The 16,033-nt window shown below is 65.6% G+C and carries 17 protein-coding genes; 10 read left to right on the top strand and 7 right to left on the bottom strand.

Features of this window, described 5'->3' with window-relative positions; genetic code table 11:
• Window positions 1-100 precede the first annotated feature (100 nt).
• Complete coding sequence (gene ribD, locus HNE05_RS03055; protein ID WP_173203209.1) at window positions 101-1,225, bottom strand: bifunctional diaminohydroxyphosphoribosylaminopyrimidine deaminase/5-amino-6-(5-phosphoribosylamino)uracil reductase RibD; 1,125 nt, start codon at window positions 1,223-1,225, stop codon at window positions 101-103.
• Window positions 1,222-1,686 carry a transcriptional regulator NrdR gene (gene nrdR / locus HNE05_RS03050; protein ID WP_160488971.1) on the bottom strand — a complete coding sequence of 155 codons (465 nt, stop codon included), beginning with the start codon at window positions 1,684-1,686 and terminating at the stop codon, window positions 1,222-1,224. Before nrdR ends, ribD begins: the two co-directional genes overlap by 4 nt.
• Before the next feature lie 176 nt (window positions 1,687-1,862).
• Between nrdR and HNE05_RS03045 the strand changes: the two genes are divergently transcribed.
• The 4 genes from HNE05_RS03045 (at window position 1,863) to HNE05_RS03030 (ending at window position 4,456) form a co-directional block, all read left to right on the top strand.
• A complete protein-coding gene (locus HNE05_RS03045; protein ID WP_173203207.1) occupies window positions 1,863-2,321 on the top strand; it encodes a YbaY family lipoprotein in 459 nt (152 codons plus the stop codon).
• On the top strand, window positions 2,318-2,974 hold the full coding sequence (locus tag HNE05_RS03040; protein ID WP_173203205.1) for a class I SAM-dependent methyltransferase: 657 nt from the start codon (window positions 2,318-2,320) through the stop codon (window positions 2,972-2,974). The genes HNE05_RS03045 and HNE05_RS03040 overlap by 4 nt, the downstream gene beginning before the upstream one ends.
• A gap of 172 nt (window positions 2,975-3,146) precedes the next feature.
• Entirely contained in the window at window positions 3,147-4,019 is an 873-nt protein-coding gene (gene trxA, locus HNE05_RS03035) for a thioredoxin (protein ID WP_173203203.1), read from the top strand.
• Window positions 4,019-4,456, top strand: a complete 438-nt coding sequence (locus HNE05_RS03030) for an acyl-CoA thioesterase (RefSeq protein ID WP_173203201.1) — start codon at window positions 4,019-4,021, stop codon at window positions 4,454-4,456. The genes trxA and HNE05_RS03030 overlap by 1 nt, the downstream gene beginning before the upstream one ends.
• On the opposite strand, the gene HNE05_RS03025 is transcribed toward HNE05_RS03030, so the two are convergent.
• Window positions 4,457-4,813 carry a hypothetical protein gene (locus HNE05_RS03025; protein ID WP_173203198.1) on the bottom strand — a complete coding sequence of 119 codons (357 nt, stop codon included), beginning with the start codon at window positions 4,811-4,813 and terminating at the stop codon, window positions 4,457-4,459.
• A gap of 126 nt (window positions 4,814-4,939) precedes the next feature.
• Between HNE05_RS03025 and HNE05_RS03020 the strand changes: the two genes are divergently transcribed.
• From HNE05_RS03020 to HNE05_RS02995, 6 genes are all read left to right on the top strand, one after another.
• A complete protein-coding gene (locus HNE05_RS03020) occupies window positions 4,940-5,551 on the top strand; it encodes a DUF2796 domain-containing protein (RefSeq protein ID WP_173203196.1) in 612 nt (203 codons plus the stop codon).
• 279 nt (window positions 5,552-5,830) lie between these two features.
• Entirely contained in the window at window positions 5,831-6,538 is a 708-nt protein-coding gene (locus tag HNE05_RS03015) for an ABC transporter ATP-binding protein (RefSeq protein WP_173203194.1), read from the top strand.
• 1 nt (window position 6,539) lies between these two features.
• The gene (locus HNE05_RS03010) at window positions 6,540-7,943 is read left to right on the top strand and encodes an ABC transporter permease (RefSeq protein ID WP_173203192.1); all 1,404 of its coding nucleotides are present in this window, start codon (window positions 6,540-6,542) and stop codon (window positions 7,941-7,943) included.
• Between the two features lie 8 nt (window positions 7,944-7,951).
• Window positions 7,952-8,482 (top strand): DUF3299 domain-containing protein, encoded by a 531-nt coding sequence (locus tag HNE05_RS03005; RefSeq protein WP_173203190.1) that lies wholly within the window; start codon window positions 7,952-7,954, stop codon window positions 8,480-8,482.
• Between the two features lie 140 nt (window positions 8,483-8,622).
• Entirely contained in the window at window positions 8,623-9,318 is a 696-nt protein-coding gene (locus HNE05_RS03000) for an OmpW/AlkL family protein (RefSeq protein ID WP_173203188.1), read from the top strand.
• A 40-nt stretch (window positions 9,319-9,358) separates the two neighbouring features.
• A protein-coding gene (locus tag HNE05_RS02995; RefSeq protein WP_173203186.1) for an IS5 family transposase occupies window positions 9,359-10,151 on the top strand; the annotation gives its coding sequence in 2 pieces (ribosomal slippage) (window positions 9,359-9,630 and window positions 9,629-10,151; 795 coding nt in all).
• 222 nt (window positions 10,152-10,373) lie between these two features.
• On the opposite strand, the gene HNE05_RS02990 is transcribed toward HNE05_RS02995, so the two are convergent.
• From HNE05_RS02990 to HNE05_RS02975, 4 genes are all read right to left on the bottom strand, one after another.
• The gene (locus HNE05_RS02990; protein WP_173203183.1) at window positions 10,374-11,303 is read right to left on the bottom strand and encodes an NAD-dependent epimerase/dehydratase family protein; all 930 of its coding nucleotides are present in this window, start codon (window positions 11,301-11,303) and stop codon (window positions 10,374-10,376) included.
• Between the two features lie 6 nt (window positions 11,304-11,309).
• The gene (locus HNE05_RS02985; RefSeq protein ID WP_173211588.1) at window positions 11,310-12,194 is read right to left on the bottom strand and encodes a sugar nucleotide-binding protein; all 885 of its coding nucleotides are present in this window, start codon (window positions 12,192-12,194) and stop codon (window positions 11,310-11,312) included.
• 165 nt (window positions 12,195-12,359) lie between these two features.
• Window positions 12,360-14,363, bottom strand: a complete 2,004-nt coding sequence (locus tag HNE05_RS02980; protein WP_173203181.1) for a neutral/alkaline ceramidase — start codon at window positions 14,361-14,363, stop codon at window positions 12,360-12,362.
• Window positions 14,364-14,667: 304 nt separating this feature from the next.
• Window positions 14,668-16,032 (bottom strand): DUF1329 domain-containing protein, encoded by a 1,365-nt coding sequence (locus HNE05_RS02975; protein WP_173203179.1) that lies wholly within the window; start codon window positions 16,030-16,032, stop codon window positions 14,668-14,670.
• Window position 16,033: the final 1 nt, after the last annotated feature.

The following is a 16,033-nucleotide window of genomic DNA, read 5'->3' as shown; positions in this document are numbered from 1 at the left end:
GCTGCGGCCTGCTTTTTACCACAAAAGCGCGGCGTGCTGTAGGAGCGAGCTCTGCTCGCGAAGCTTTTGCGTGGCCTGGATTGGCGCGCAGAGCGCGCTCCTACACAGGGCGCTTGGGCACCGCGATGATCCGCCAGTCGGCGCCCACCGCGCGTATCTCGCGGATCTCCAGCTCCTGGGCCTCGGCCATGCGCGCCAGCGGCCAGTCCAGCAAGGGCCGCGCGCTGGAACCAAGGAACTTCGGCGCGACGAACAGCTGGTACTCGTCGACCAGCCCGGCGCGGGCGAAAGCCCCGGCCAAACGCGGCCCCGCCTCGACCAGCACTTCGTTGGCGCCACGCCCAGCCAGTTCCATAAGCAGCTTGCGCAGGTCGACATGGCCGTTGCTGCCCGGCACGGCGAGCAGTTCGTGGCCATCACCGAGAAAGCGATCGCGCGCTGCCGCCGCGGCGCAAGTGGCGACCAGTGCCGGCCCGGTCTGATAGAACGGCGCCGACAGCGGCACGCGCAGACGTCCGTCGACCAGCACCCGCAGCGGTGGACGGGTCACCGCCAGGGCCGTCAGCTCGGCGCCCAGGCCCAGCTCATCGGGGCGCACGGTGAGGCGCGCCTGATCGGTGAGCACGGTGTCGGCACCGGTGAGGATGGCGCTGGCCCGCGCGCGCAGGCGCTGCACTGCCGAGCGCGCTTCCGGGCCGGTAATCCACTGGCTTTCGCCGCTGGCCATGGCCGTGCGCCCGTCCAGGCTCATCGCCAGCTTGACCCGTACGAACGGCAGACCGTGCTCCATGCGTTTGATAAAGCCGGCGTTGAGCACCCGCGCCTCGGCCTCCAGCACGCCACTGTGCACGGCGATGCCGGCATGCATCAGGCGCAACAAGCCCTTGCCGGAGACTTCCGGATTGGGGTCCTGCATGGCCGCCACCACGCGGGCGACCCCGGCCGCGACCAGCGCATCGGCGCAGGGCGGCGTGCGCCCGTGGTGGCTGCAGGGTTCCAGGGTGACGTAGGCGGTGGCGCCTTGCGCCCGCGCGCCGGCCTGGCGCAGGGCATGCACTTCGGCATGCGGCTCGCCGGCGCGGGCATGCCAGCCTTCGCCGACGATCTGCCCGTCACGCACGATGACGCAGCCGACGCGGGGGTTGGGATGGGTGGAGTACAGGCCCTTGCGCGCCAGCTCCAGCGCGCGAGCCATGAACTGCTGGTCGCTGGCGGCGGCGCTCATGGTTTTGCCGGCTCACGGGCCAGGCGATCGATTTCCTCGCGGAATTCGTTGAGGTCCTGGAAGCGGCGGTAGACCGAGGCGAAGCGGATATAGGCGACTTCATCGAGCTTCTGCAGCTCGGTCATCACCAGCTCGCCGAGCACCAGCGACTTGATCTCGCGTTCGCCGGTGGCGCGCAGCTTCTGCTTGATATGGGCGATCGCCTCTTCCAGGCGCTCGACGCTGACCGGGCGCTTCTCCAGCGCACGCTGCATGCCGGCCCGCAGCTTGTCCTCGTCGAACGGCTGGCGGCTGCCGTCCTGCTTGATCAGGCGCGGCATCACCAGTTCGGCGGTTTCGAAGGTGGTGAACCGCTCGCCGCAGGCCAGGCATTCGCGGCGGCGGCGCACCTGTTCGCCCTCGGCGACCAGGCGGGAGTCGATGACCTTGGTGTCGTTGGCGGCGCAGAAGGGGCAATGCATGGCGGGAAACGGCCCTATGAAAAGGTGGCTCATGGTAGCGCATCCCTTTGCCAAGACAAGCCAGCGCCTTTGCGGTATACAGGCGCCCTGCAGACAGCCCGGCTGCGCCAGCACAGGCTACTCTTGCTATCAGCAACGCTGCGCCCAGCGTTCGTCCTTACCGCGTCGAGTCCATCATGTTGATACGCCCCCTGCTGCTTTCCAGTGCCCTGCTGCTGGCCGCCTGTGCCAGTGCGCCGGAAAAACCCGCGCAACCCGTCGCGCCAGCGCCAGCACCAGTCGCCGCGGCCAAGCCGGCAGCGGCGGTCGAAGCGCCCCTGCCCAGCCATATGCGCGAGCTGCGCGGCAGCCTGCGCACGCCGCCAGCCGGCAGCGAAGTGGAGATGGCCCTGCTGGTGATCGACGAGCGAGACCGACCGCAGCAGTTGCTGGCCAGCCTGACCCTGGCGGGCAACGGCCAGCTGCTGCCGTTCCGTCTGCCGTTCAACCCCGAGTATTTCCCCAGCGGTGCGCGGGTCGAACTGCGCGCTCGCATCAGCCAATCCGGACGCCTGGTCCTGCGTCTGCCGCCGCAGCGCATCAGCCAGGCGCAGAGTCAAAGCCTCGGCGAACTGCCACTGGTCAGCGCGCCATGAAGGCACCGCAGGTCCTGCAGGACTCCTTGCGGCAGTTGCTCGGTGACGCGCGCCTGGTGGCGGAAACCCTGCCCGGCACCGACCTCAAGCTGTGGCTGATCGATGCGGTGAACATGGATCGCTGCTTCAGCCCGGAAGAAACCCGCCTGATCCTCGAGGAACCGCCCTACTGGAGCTTCTGCTGGGCCAGCGGCCTGGTGCTGGCGCGCTGGCTGGCCGAACAGCCGGAATGGGTGCGCGGCAAACGCGTGCTGGACTTCGGCGCCGGCTCCGGCGTGGCCGCCATCGCCGCAGCCAAGGCCGGCGCCCTGGAAGTGGTGGCCTGCGACCTCGACCCGCTGGCCATCGAATCCTGCCGGGCGAATGCCGAGCTGAACGGCGTCGAGCTGAGCTACTCGCTGGATTTCTTCGCCGAGGCCGACCGCTTCGACCTGATCATCGTCGCCGACGTGCTCTACGACCGCGCCAACCTGCCGTTGCTCGACCATTTCCTCAGCCGAGGCCGCGAGGCGCTGGTCGCCGATTCGCGGGTCAAGGACTTCCAGCACCCGCTGTACCAGCGCCTAGGCATGCTGGAAGCCTGCACCTGGCCGGACCTGGCCGAGCCGGCGGAGTTTCGCCATGTCAGCCTGTACCACGCCCAGCGCGCCTGAAACGCCCCTCTGCTTAACCTTCTCCCGTAAACGGGAAAGGGACCGAGCCCGTAGCCCGGATGCAATCCGGGGAAGCAGGCGACCCCGCCCCGGATTGCATCCGGGCTACTTGTATCCGTGCCGGCACGCCCGCATTTATAGTTGCAGCCTTTCGCCTTCCCGAGATTCTTCCATGAGCGATACCCCCTACATCTTCGACATCTCCGGTGCCGCCAGCTTCGAACAGCTGGTGATCGAGAACTCCTTCCACAAGCCGGTGCTGGTGGATTTCTGGGCCGAGTGGTGCGCGCCGTGCAAGGCGCTGATGCCGCTGCTGGCGAAGATCACCGAGGAATACCGCGGCGAACTGCTGCTGGCCAAGGTCAACTGCGACATCGAGCAGGACATCGTCCAGCGCTTCGGCATCCGCAGCCTGCCCACCGTGGTGCTGTTCAAGGATGGCCAGCCGGTCGACGGCTTTGCCGGTGCGCAACCGGAGTCGGCGATCCGCGAGATGCTCAAGCCGCATGTCGCTGAACCGGCGCCGGAAGCCGCCGACCCCATGGAAACGGCGCAGGCGCTGTTCGCCGAAGGCCGCATCAGTGAGGCCGAGAGCCTGCTCAAGCAGGTACTCACCGAGAACAACGAGAACGCCGCCGCGCTGATCCTCTATGCCCGCTGCCTGGCCGAACGCGGCGAGCTGGACGAAGCCGAGGCGGTGCTGAACGCGGTGAAAGGCGACGAACACAAGCAGGCCCTGGCCGGCGCCAAGGCGCAGCTGACCTTCCTGCGCCAGGCTGCCGACCTGCCGGACAGCGCCGACCTGAAAGCCCGCCTGGCCCAGGACGGCAACGACGACGAGGCGACCTACCAGCTGTCCATCCAGCAGCTGGCGCGCCAGCAGTACGAAGCGGCGCTGGATGGCCTGCTCCGGCTGTTCGTGCGCAACCGCAGCTATGCCGAGGGCATCACCCACAAGACCCTGCTGCAGGTGTTCGACCTGCTCGGCAACGATCACCCGCTGGTGACCCTGTACCGGCGCAAGCTGTACCAGGCCATTTATTGATGAGCACGCCCTTCCAGCTCCTGTTGCGCGTACGTTACGGCGAATGCGATGCCCAGCAGGTGGTGTTCAACGCGCGCTATGGCGACTATATCGACGTGGCCGCCACCGAGTTCTACCGCGCGTTGTTTGGTAGCTATCAGTACCTGCTCGACCGGGGCCTGGACAGCCAGGTGGTGCGCATGACCACCGATTGGAGCTCACCAGCACGCTTCGATGACGTGCTGGTCATTCAAGTGCAGACCCTGCGCCTGGGCACCACGTCCTACAGCCTGCTGGTGGAGATCATCCAGCAGGCCGAGCAGCGTCTGGTGGCGCGCAGCGAAGTCACCTACGTGATGGTCGATGCGCAGACTTTCGGCAAGACCGCCATCCCCGCCGACCTGCGCGCGCAGCTGGAACGCGGCGCGCCGGGCGTATTGATCAACCAGGCTGGCTGATCAACCGACCCAGCGATACAGCGGCGCTTCGGCGCCGCTTTCTATTTGTACCTGCGGGCAATGGCGCAGGCGCACCAGCAGGCGCTTGCCGGCCGCGGCACTGCCGGCCAGGGCCGTCAGCTCGGCCAGCAATTGCGGGCCATCCAGGCTGCCGGCGCGCTGCAGCAAGTCCTGCGCGGTCTGCCACAGGCCGTCCTGAGCTTTTGCCACAGCCGCCACAGCCGCCACTGGCGTCGGTACCGGTGCCACGGCGCTGTCGCGAGGCAACAGTGCCGCCAGTTGCGCCCAGTCCTCCTGATCCATTTCCACCGACAGATCCACCGGCCACTCGCCGATTCGTCCCTTGATTCGCAGCATCGTCAATTCCTCACTGAATGGCGGGCATGCTGCCATGGCGCTGCGGGCGCGCCAAACGAAGCTGGTCAATCCCACCAAAAACTTGTTATAACATAACTACAAATTTATCCTTTTCGGAGCCTCCACATGCGCCATCTGCTGCTCGCCCTGCCCTTCGCCCTGCTGCCGCTGGCGCTTGCAAACGCTCAGAGCCATGAGCACGACCATGCAGAGCACGGCAGCCTCGACAAACATGAACACGGCGTGGCCAGCCTGAATGTGGCGCTGGACGGCAACACCCTGGAAATCCAGCTGGAGAGCCCGGCGATGAATATCGTCGGCTTCGAGCACGCCGCCAGCAGCGCGGCAGACCAAGCCAAGGTCGCTGCCGTACGCCAGCAACTGGAACAACCCCAGGCGCTGTTTGCCTTGCCCATCGAAGCCAAATGCACCCTCAAGCAACATGAACTGCAGGGCGCGCTGTTCGCCGCGCCCGCAGACGAGCACGAGCACGAGCACGAGCACGAGCACGAGCACGATGAGCATGGCGCTCACGCAGAAAGCGAGGAACAGGGCCACAGCGATATCAGTGCCCACTACCAATTCGACTGCGCCACGCCCGCTGCTTTGCAAACCCTGGAGCTGGGCAGCTTCTTCGGCAGCTTCCCCGGCACCGAGAAGCTCGACGTCCAGCTGATCGGCCCCAGCGGCCAGCAGGGTGTGCAGCTCAGTCCGGGCAATGCGCGCCTGACCTTCTGAGGGGCGGTCGCGATCTCGCCAGGACGAGCTGAGTCAGCACAAACTTTTGTAGGAGCCAGCTTGCTGGCGATCAGCGGAACGCTGTCTGCGTATCGCCAGCAAGCTGGCTCCTACAGGATCAGGCCCAAGAGTGGATATCGTTTTGCTTATCCACCGGTTGGTCAGCCCTCAACTTGGCTGCGAAAGAAACAGACTCTGCAAACTCGTGCCAGGTGAGGCGTCTACACCTGCCGCGGCAAACTCCCTATGCTGTGCCCTTCGTCCGCCATTGGCCCGACCATGTCCGACCCACTGATCGAACTCAACGACCTCGGCTTCGCCTGGCCCGGCCAGGACGAGCTGCTGAATATTCCCGATTTCACCCTGCAACGCGGCGAGAGTCTGTTTCTCAAGGGCCCCAGCGGCAGCGGCAAGACCACCCTGCTCGGCCTGCTCGGCGGCGTGCAGCAGCCCGGCCGCGGCAACGTGAAGCTGCTCGGCACCGACCTGGCGCGGCTGTCCTCGGGCGCCCGTGATCGCTTTCGGGTCGACCACACCGGCTATATCTTCCAGCAGTTCAACCTGCTGCCGTTCCTCTCGGTGCGCGAGAACGTCGAGCTGCCCTGCCGCTTCTCCAAGTCCCGCGCCGCCCGCGCCAGTCAGCGCCACGGCAGTGTCGATGCAGCTGCCGCGGCGTTACTCGAACACCTCGGACTGAAGGCCGAACTGCTGCCGCGCCGTGCCGACTCGCTGTCGATCGGCCAGCAGCAACGGGTCGCCGCCGCCCGCGCGCTGATCGGCCAGCCGGAACTGGTGATCGCCGATGAGCCGACCTCGGCCCTGGATGCCGATGCGCGTGAGGCGTTCCTCTCGCTGCTGTTCGCCGAATGCCGTGCCGCCGGCGCCAGCCTGCTGTTCGTCAGCCATGACCAGAGCCTGGCCCCACTGTTCGACCGCGCCCTGTCGCTAGCCGAGCTGAACCGCGCCAGCCGCGTCGAGGAGGCCTGAGATGCACCTGCTACGTATCGCCCTGGCCAGCCTCAACAATCGCCGCTTCACCGCCCTGCTCACGGTATTCGCCATCGCCCTGTCGGTGTGCCTGCTGCTCGCCGTAGAACGGGTGCGCAGCGAGGCGCGCGCCAGTTTCGCCAGCACCATCAGCGGCACCGACCTGATCGTCGGCGCCCGTTCCGGCAGCGTGAACCTGCTGCTGTACTCGGTATTCCGCATCGGCAACGCCACCAACAATATCCGCTGGGACAGCTTCGAGACCCTGGCCAGACACCCCCAGGTGAAGTGGGCGATCCCGCTGTCGCTGGGCGACTCGCACCGCGGCTACCGGGTGCTCGGCACCGACACCGGCTACTTCGCGCATTACCACTACGGCCGTGCTCAGCCGTTGCAGCTGGTCGAAGGCAAGCCCTTCAATGACCTGTTCGAAGTGGTGCTCGGCGCCGAAGTGGCCGAAGCGCTGCACTACCGGCTGGGCGACAAGATCGTCCTGGCCCACGGCGTCAGCACCGTCAGCCTGACCCGGCACGACGACAAGCCGTTCCGCGTGGTCGGCATCCTCGCCCGCACCGGCACGCCGGTGGACCGCACCCTGCATATCTCCCTGGCCGGCATGGAGGCGCTGCATGTCGACTGGCAGAACGGCGTGCCGGCGCGCGGCGCGGGCAAGGTCTCGGCCGAGCAGGCGCGCCAGCTATTCGGGGCCTGCCCACAAGCGTCACGAGCGCAGGCGGGGCAAGGCGGCAGTGGACGAGGAAGCGCAGTTTACGAGCCGGTAAATGAGCATTCCGAGTCCGCTGCCAACGCAGCAGCGCCAAGCGCAGTAGCTTGTGGACAGGGCCTGCAACCGAAAGCCATCACTGCCGTGCTGCTGGGCCTGAAAAGCAAGATCGCCACCTTCACCGTGCAGCGCCAGGTCAACGAATACCGCGGCGAGCCGCTGCAGGCGATCCTCCCCGGCGTCGCCCTGCAGGAACTGTGGAGCCTGATGGGCGTGGCCGAGAAGGCGCTGTTCGTGGTCTCGCTGTTCGTCGTGCTGACCGGACTGATCGGCATGCTCACGGCCATTCTCACCAGCCTCAACGAACGCCGCCGGGAGATGGCCATCCTCCGCTCGGTGGGCGCGCGGCCCTGGCATATCGCCGGCTTGCTGGTGCTGGAAGCCTTCGCCCTGGCCCTGGCCGGCGTCGTGCTGGGGTTGGCCCTGCTCTATCTCGGCATCGCCGCCAGCCAGGGCTATGTGCAGGCGCAGTACGGCCTGTTCCTGCCGCTCAACCTGCCCAGCGGCTATGAGTGGCGCCTGCTCGGCGCTATTCTGGCGGCCGCCCTGCTGATGGGCAGCGTGCCGGCCTGGCGCGCCTATCGGCAATCCCTGGCCGATGGCCTGTCGATACGTCTATGAGGTTGCCCATGCGTCGCCTGTTGTTTGCGCTGCTGTTGTCCTGCACCACCGCGCTGTGGACCACCTCGCCCCTGGCTGCGGAACTGCGCGAGCTGACCTGGAGCGAAATGGTCCCCGCCGATGCGCCGCCACAGACGGCCCAGCCGGCCGCCCCCATGCACGACCTCTCGCAACTGGCCGACGCCCTCGCCGCGGAAAGCGGCCCGGCCGCCGCCCAGCAATCGCCGGCGGCGCCGGTGGTCAAGGCACTCGACGGCCAGCAGGTGAAACTGCCGGGCTACATCGTGCCGCTGGATGTGACCGAGGAAGGCCGCGTCACCGAGTTCCTTCTGGTGCCCTACTTCGGCGCCTGCATCCACGTGCCGCCACCGCCGTCCAACCAGATCGTGCATGTCACCAGCGAACTGGGCGTGTTGATGGATGCGCTGTACCAGCCATTCTGGATCGAAGGCCCGCTCAAGGTCGGCCAGATCAGCAGCGAGCTGGCCGAAGCCGGCTACCAGATGCAGGCCGAGAAGATCTATCCGTACGAGATGTGAACCCCAGGTGCGCCGGATTGACGCACCCCAATCGCTCTACAACACTCCAGCCTATTGAGCTGAGTCAAGAAGTGCCCCCATCAGGTTGGCTGACAATCCGCTCAGCCAACACCTATTCCTAAAACTGATTGGAGCACACCATGCGCAAGTCTCTGCTGACCGCATCCCTACTCGCCCTCGCCGTTGCTGCGCCGCTGGCCCAGGCTTTCGAAGCCGGTGACATCATCGTGCGTGCCGGCGCCATCACTGTTGCGCCGGTGGAAGATAGCAGCGAGCTGCAAGTCGGCGGTGCCGACGTAGCTGGCACCAAGGCCACCGTGGAAAGCGACACCCAGCTGGGCCTGAACTTCGCCTATATGGTCACCAACAACATTGGTATCGAGTTGCTGGCCGCCAGCCCGTTCAGCCACGAAGTGGGAGTGAGAGGCGTAGACGCCGCACTGGGTACGCCTGCCGGCACCATCGATGGCCGCCTGGGCGACATCAAGCATCTGCCGCCGACCCTGATGGCCCTGTACTACCCGCTGGATAGCAAATCCGCCTTCCAGCCCTATGTCGGCCTGGGCGTCAACTACACCATCTTCTTCGATGAAGATCTGAGCAGCCGTCAGGAAGCCAACGGCTTCAGCAACCTGGAGCTCGAGGATTCGTGGGGCCTGTCCGCCCAGGTAGGCATGGACTACATGCTCAGCGACAACCTGCTGCTCAACGCCCAGGTGCGCTACATCGACATCGATACCACCGCGACCCTCGACCACAACACCCTCGGTGAAGTTGAAGTGGACGTGGATATCGATCCGTTCGTGTACATGATCGGCCTGGGCTACAAGTTCTAAGAGCCTGTTCACGATCTTTTCGCGCCGGGATAATTGCCCGATGCGAAAGACTCAATACCCGAGCGACGTGAGTCGCGAACAATTCGAACAGATAAGGCCGCTGCTAGAGAGTGTGCGCAAGAAGACTAAGCCCAGGTCAGTAGACCTGTATGAGGTTTGGTGCGCCGCGTTGTACCTGCTCAAGAGTGGCTGCCAATGGCGGATGCTACCGACTGACTACCCTAAGTGGCGGACGGTACACGCCTACTTCAGTCGTTGGAGTGAGCCCGATCCAGATGGCGTTAGCGTTTTGGAGCGGGCGCTCAAAAAATCAGGTTGGCGCGGCCCGTATCAGACAGGGGCGCAGCGCATGCACGACATTCTTGATCGTGGACGCGCAGAGCGTGAAAAATACCGATAGCGCTGACCAGAAAGGCTATGACGCAGGCAAGAAGGTCTCCGGGATCAAGCGCCACATCGCCGTAGATACAGAAGGTCTGCCTCATGCGGTTGCGGTAACGACTGCAGATGTCACCGATCGCAAGGGGGCGCTGCTGGCGCTTGAGCGCGCGGCAGCAAGCTTACAAGGCGTGCAAAACGTCTTGGCGGACGGTGGCTATACAGGCAAGCCGTTTGCCCAGGCTGTGGAAGGCTTGCTGGGCGCGACAGTGCAGATCGCTAAACGTAGCGAACTGCATACCTTTGCGGTGATGCCACAACGCTGGGTGGTGGAACGATCCTTCGCCTGGCTGGAGAAGTGTCGTCGGTTGTGGAAGAACTGCGAGCGCAAACTCAATACCAGCTTGCAGCTCATCCACTTGGCCTTCCTTGTGCTGCTGCTCAAAAGATCGTGAACAGGCTCTAAGAGCCCACCAGTCGCGCAACAAAAAGCCCCGCCAAATGCGGGGCTTTTTGTTGCGCGACTGGCCCCGGGGCTGGCACTCAGCGTTGTAGCCCGGATGCAATCCGGGAGCGGAGCTGCCGGTTTCCCGGATTGCATCCGGGCTACGACTGGCGAGAGAAAAGCAAAAGCCCCGCACTTGGCGGGGCTTTTTCTTGCATCAATCGATGCGCACTCAGCGCCCCAGCAGCCTGGCCAAACCGTCCTGCAAGGGCGTCGCCGGGGCCAGTTGGAAACGCTGGCACAGCAGGCTGTTGTCCGCTCGCGAATGGCGGATATCGCCGGCGCGGGCTGCGGTATGGGTCACCGCCGGCAGGCTGCCGAGTACTTCACCAATCGCCGCGAGCAGCTGGTTGAGGCTGATCGACTGGTTGTGGCCGACATTCACCGCACCGCTCGTTACCTTTGCAGCGCTAAGCGCCTGCACCAGCAGCGGTACCAGATCGGCGACATAGAAGAAGTCGCGGGTCTGCTCGCCATCGCCGAACACGCAGATCGGCTTACCGGCCAGGGCGCGCTCGGTGAAGATGCTGATCACCCCGGAATAGGGCGAGGACGGATCCTGGCGCGGGCCGAAGATATTGAAGAAACGGAAGATCGCCGGTTCCAGACCATGCTGGCGCTGGAAGAAGTCCAGGTAGAACTCGCTGGCCAGCTTGTCCACGGCGTAGGGGGTGAGCGGCGCCTTGGGCGTGTCCTCGCCCACCGCCACGCCTTCGCCATTGTTGCCGTAGACCGCCGCACTGGAGGCGTAGACCACCCGGCGCACGCCCGCTTCGCGCATGGCTTCACAGAGGTTGAGGGTGCCGATGAAATTGCTCTGGTGGGTGCCCACCGGATCGTCCACCGAGGCCTGCACCGACGCCACCGCGGCCAGGTGGGCGACGGCCTGGCAACCGACGACCGCGCGGCGCATCAGCGCGGCATCGGCGACATCGCCTTGGAGTACCTCCAGCCGTGGATTATCCAGCGCCAGGTTGCTGCGCTGGCCGGTGGAGAAGTTGTCCAGCACGCGCACGCGGTGGCCGGCGGCGAGCAGGGCATCGGTCAGGTGCGAGCCGATAAAACCGGCGCCACCGGTGACCAGGATCAGGGAATCAGACATGCGCCCTCAACTGTGTCGGTAGTAGCGATCGAGCAGGGCCGGCAGGCCGGCCCGCCAGGCGCGCGGCTTGATGCCGAAGGTATTGAGGATCTTCTTGCAGGCCAGCACCGCGTGCTGCGGCTCATCGGCGGCATCCACCCGCGCGGCATGGGCCTGCGGGCTGACTTCGAGCACCTGCAATTTATGCAGCGGGCGCGCCTCGCTGATGATCGCCTGGCCCAGCGCCAGCGGCGTGGTCGCCTCGTGGCCGCCGTAGTGATAGGTGCCCCACAGCGGAAACTGGCAATCGAGCTGCTTGAGTACAGCGATGATCACCCGCGCGGCATCGTCGACCAGGGTCGGATTGCCGCGCCGGTCATCGGCCATCAGCAGTTGCTGCTCCAGTTCGGCGCGGCGCAGGAAGCGCCCGAGCAGGCCATCGGCACTGTCGTCGAGCAGCCAGCCGAAGCGCAGCAGCACATGCCGCGGACAGGTGGCGCGCACGTTCTGTTCGATACGGCGCAGGGCCTGACCACGAATGCCCAGCGGCACCGGCTCGTCCTTCTCGCTGTAGGCCGTGGCCCGCGAGCCATCGAAGACCCGGTAGCTGGACGGTTGCAGGAGGACGATATTGTGGTGCTGGCAGAGCTCGGCGAGGCGTTCGAGCGCGCGCTCCTGCTGGTTGAAGCGCGCCTCGTCGACCGTCTCCGCCTGGAACCAGTCGAAGTAGTAGGCGAGATTGATCAGCGCATCGGGGCGCGTGTCATCGAGCAGTTGGGTGAGGCTGGCGACATCCCAGCCACCCTCGGGTGGGCGTGGGGCAAGAAAGCCAATATCTTCCTCGGCCCCCAGGCGGATCAGCGCCTGCCCCAGGGCATTGCCGCCGCCCAGCAGCATCAGGCGCATGCGCATGGTGGTGCGGGTTACTCCAGTCACGAAAGGAACAGGCTGCAAGCAGCCAGACTGGCGGTATTTTGCGGGTTTTACCTGGGGTCGTCACCCGCAAACTGCGTTGCGCTGCGTCTTAGTCCACAGAAACCCGCGGCAGAGCAGCCCTGCCCTGCCGCGGCGCCGCTGTTATTGCACCAGGAAGCTGCGGCTGGCCCCGGAGAAGCTGGAGATACGCCCGGTTACCGGCGCCTTGCTGTCACCGTAATGCACCAGGCGGTACTCGCCGGGCGGGGTGCCCTGCGGGATGGTCCAGCGCAGGGTGGCCTGCGAGGTGCCCCAGAAACCGTCCTTGCGCAGCCAGTGGTACTCGGTGCTCCAGTCATTGTCGCGGGCCACCGTCTGCCAGTTGCCGGCCACCTTGCGCTGCACTTCGAGGAAGGTGCCTTCAGTGCGCAGATTGTTGCGTGGGTGGCCGGTCCAGAACGCCGCCTGCGCCGTCTGGCCGACGCGGTACTGGGCCTGGGCATCGCTGATCAGCTGGCCGAAGCGCTTGCCCAGCGGTGGGTTGTCGTAGACCACGCCGGTGACGAAGTTGCTCTGCTCGTTGCGCAGATCACGCGGCGTCAGGCTGCTGATCACCGCCTGCTGGTCACGCAGGGCCAGGGCCAGGCCGTGGAACACCTGCTGGTAGGCGGCCAGGGTCCAGCGCCCGAAGTGCGTGGAGCCGCCCTCGTAGTGCTGCTTGTCGTACTCCTCGGCGGTGGTGACATAGCCGGCGTAGGCATTCGACAGCCCGGCCACCACCAGTTGCTGGTCATCACCGAGGGCCTGGCGCACCGTCTCGCGCAAGCGCCGGCCGGACATCACGGTGAACTCGCCCGGTACCGCGAGCATGGCGAACTGGCCGATCTTGAGGATCGAGGTCGGCAGCACTTCCGGGCTCCAGGGATAGGGCTTGAACGCGCTCTGCTGCAGGATGATCGGCTTGGGCGCGTGGCAGGCCTTGTCCGCCTCGGTCGGTGGGGTGAGCGTCTGGGTGATCAGATTGAGCAGCGGATTGGTCTCCACCGTGCCCTCGTCGACATCCTCCAGACCGCGGCCATCCTCGGTGCCCGCCGCGAAGGCATAGCCGAGCGCGGCGTTGCAGGTTTTCTGCGGCTGGCCGCCGGTGAACTCGGGGCGCACGCTGATCTTCGAGAAGTCGTTGTACTGATGACGGAAATCCACGCTGCCGGTGAGCTGCACGCTGGCATCGAGATACAGCTGCAGCGCCTTGTCGAGCTGGCGGTCGCCGATGATCTCGGTATTGCGCAACTGGTCATTGGTCGGCCCGGTGCCATCCAGGTTGAGGTTGGGCGTGGTATCGGCATGGTTGCTCTGGGCGAACGAGGCGATGAAGTCCGGGTTGCCGGCCGCCTTGACCAGTTCCTCGAAGCGCCACTCGGCGCGCCCCTTGTTGTCGCTGGTGAGCAGGGTATTGCTCTTGCTCATCGACACCGGATGCACGGCGAACCAGCTGATCATGCCGACATCCCGCGCGCCCTGGCGCAGGCGCAACACCAGCATGTCCGGGTCCACCGAGCTGCCATAACGCTGGCGCTCGGCCGCGGGATTGTTGTCGTAGGCCGGCTGCGAGCGGTTGATGCTGGCGTTGTGCAGCTCGCCGCGATTGATCAACACATGACCGGGCTGCAGGTTGGCGTGGGCCTCGGCGATGGCCGCGACGATGCCGTTGACCTGGGCCTCGAAGTTCTCCTTGATGAAGCCGAAGATGGTCACGTTGTACAGCGCATAGTGCGACTGACCGCCCGCTGCGCCATGGGTATGGGTGGCGCTGAGCACCACGTTGCCCTCGTTGTAACGCTCGCCGAAGCGCGCCTTGAGGCGTTCGACTACCGCCTGGTTGACCGACTGGAACAGCGCGCCGGCATCCACATTGACGAACACCACGGCCTTGTCCGCGCTGGGCTCGGCGACGATGTAGGCGCGCGCATACTGGCGGTTGTGGATGCCGCTGCTTTTCTGCGCGGGGTCGGCATAGCCCATCATGCCAACCTCGGCAGCCGCGCCGGTGACGTCGTGCTTGCCGACGCCAACCAGGTAGTTATCGCTGTACGCCTGCGCCCACGCGGGCAACAGGGCACAGCAGGCCGTGAGGAATAACCGGGTAATTCTCCTTCTTGTCATCATGATTCAGCACCTTGAGCGAAACGCTCTTGCAAGACTGCAAACGGGTGGCTTGAACTCAGCCGGTGGGTTTCTCAGTCGGCTCGGCTTGCGGCGGACAAAGCTCCGCCCTGCGGCAGGGCCGCAAGCTTGAACCACCAAGTTGGAAATGCTGTAGCGACGCTGGCTTTTGTAGGAGCGAGCTCTGCTCGCGAATGCTTCAGCGCATAACTTCGCGAGCAGAGCTCGCTCCTACTTGGCCCCTTTCCCATCAGCGGGATAGGGTTAGGGAAAGGGGCATCTGACCGCCCCTCTCCCCCAAGAAAAGCTACTGCGTACCTTTGCGGCGCAGACTGGCCGGGGTGAAGTAGCTTTCCGGCGGCGCCGCCAGGAGGAACTGGCGCGGCGCTTTCTCGTTGTTGCGCAGGCCCAGGGCCGAGTAGCTGCGCGCGATCAGGTCGTGGAACACCAGGTTGACCGGGGCGATGGTCGGCACCTCGTAGGCGTTCTTGCTGAATGCCAGGTTGACGTGCCACAGCTCGCCGCGGGCGTCATGGTTCTCCACCATCAGGGCATACCAGCTGTCCTCATCCAGATAGAAACGGCGCTTGGCGTGCACATGGCGCTGGCCTGGGCGCAGGGTCGCTTCGACCACCCACACGCGGTGCATTTCCCAGCGGGTCAGCTCGGGGTTGAGGTGGCCCGGCTGGATCAACTCTTCCAGCTTGCGCCCCGGCTGTTCCATGGCGTAGTTGTGGTAGGGCACCAGCAGCGCCTGCTTGCCGAGCAGTTTCCAGTCGTAGCGGTCGATGGCGCCGTTGTACATGTCGGTGTCGTCGGCGTAGATGCCGTCGATCGGCGTGTCGTAAGCCAGGGTCGGCGCGCGCCGTACGCGGCGCTGGCCGGGGTTGTAGATCCACGCCGAACGCGCCTCGGCGACCTGGTCGATGGGCTCGTGCACCAGCAGCGCACGACCGACATCGCGCGAGGGCGGCAACAGCTCACTGGCGTAGGTATAGAGCTTGTTGTCCAGGCTGCCGGCATCCTTGCTCGGGCTGTAGTAGCTGGACAGCATCTGGATGCGCTCGCGCAGGATCGAGTAGCTGCCACTGGGGGTGACCTGGGCGGTGACCGCCACCTCGTCGATATAGCGACCCTGCCAGCGGGCGATGTGGTTCCAGATCGCCTCGCGGCCATCCGCCGGGATCGGGAAAGGCACACCGGCATAGGCATTCAGCAGGCCATTGCCGCCGTCGCCGAGGCTGGCCTGCTCCGCATTCTTGCGGGTGTTGGCGTAGATATCCGGCGGCGCGGCAAAGCTGCGATGGCTGGGATAGACCGGCACCTTGAACGTCTGCGCATAGGTCTTCAGCAGCGCCTTGACCCCAGGGCTGAGGTTGCCCTCGTCGGCCGCCATGTTCTGCGCATCGATCACCCGCAGCGGCTGTTCGCCGGCAAACGGATCGACATGGAAACTGCCCGGCCCGGCGTAGCCGGCCGGTGCCTGGGTCAGGCCGCCGGTCCACTCGGGGATACCCTTGGCCGCGTCGCCCTGGCGCTCGGCGCCAAAGGGCGTGAGGGGGCCATCCAGCTGCGCCGCCTGCTCGGCGCTGACCTTGGCCTGGGCGGCCAATGGCAGCAGCAGACCCAGCGAAAGCAGGACGGAACGGGCACGCAAAGCATTTCTAGTCATT

It is taken from the genome of Pseudomonas campi (assembly GCF_013200955.2).
Taxonomy (GTDB): Bacteria; Pseudomonadota; Gammaproteobacteria; order Pseudomonadales; family Pseudomonadaceae; genus Aquipseudomonas; species Aquipseudomonas campi.
The sequence above is the reverse complement of the archived record's forward strand: the minus strand, read 5'-3'. Positions and strand labels throughout refer to the sequence as shown.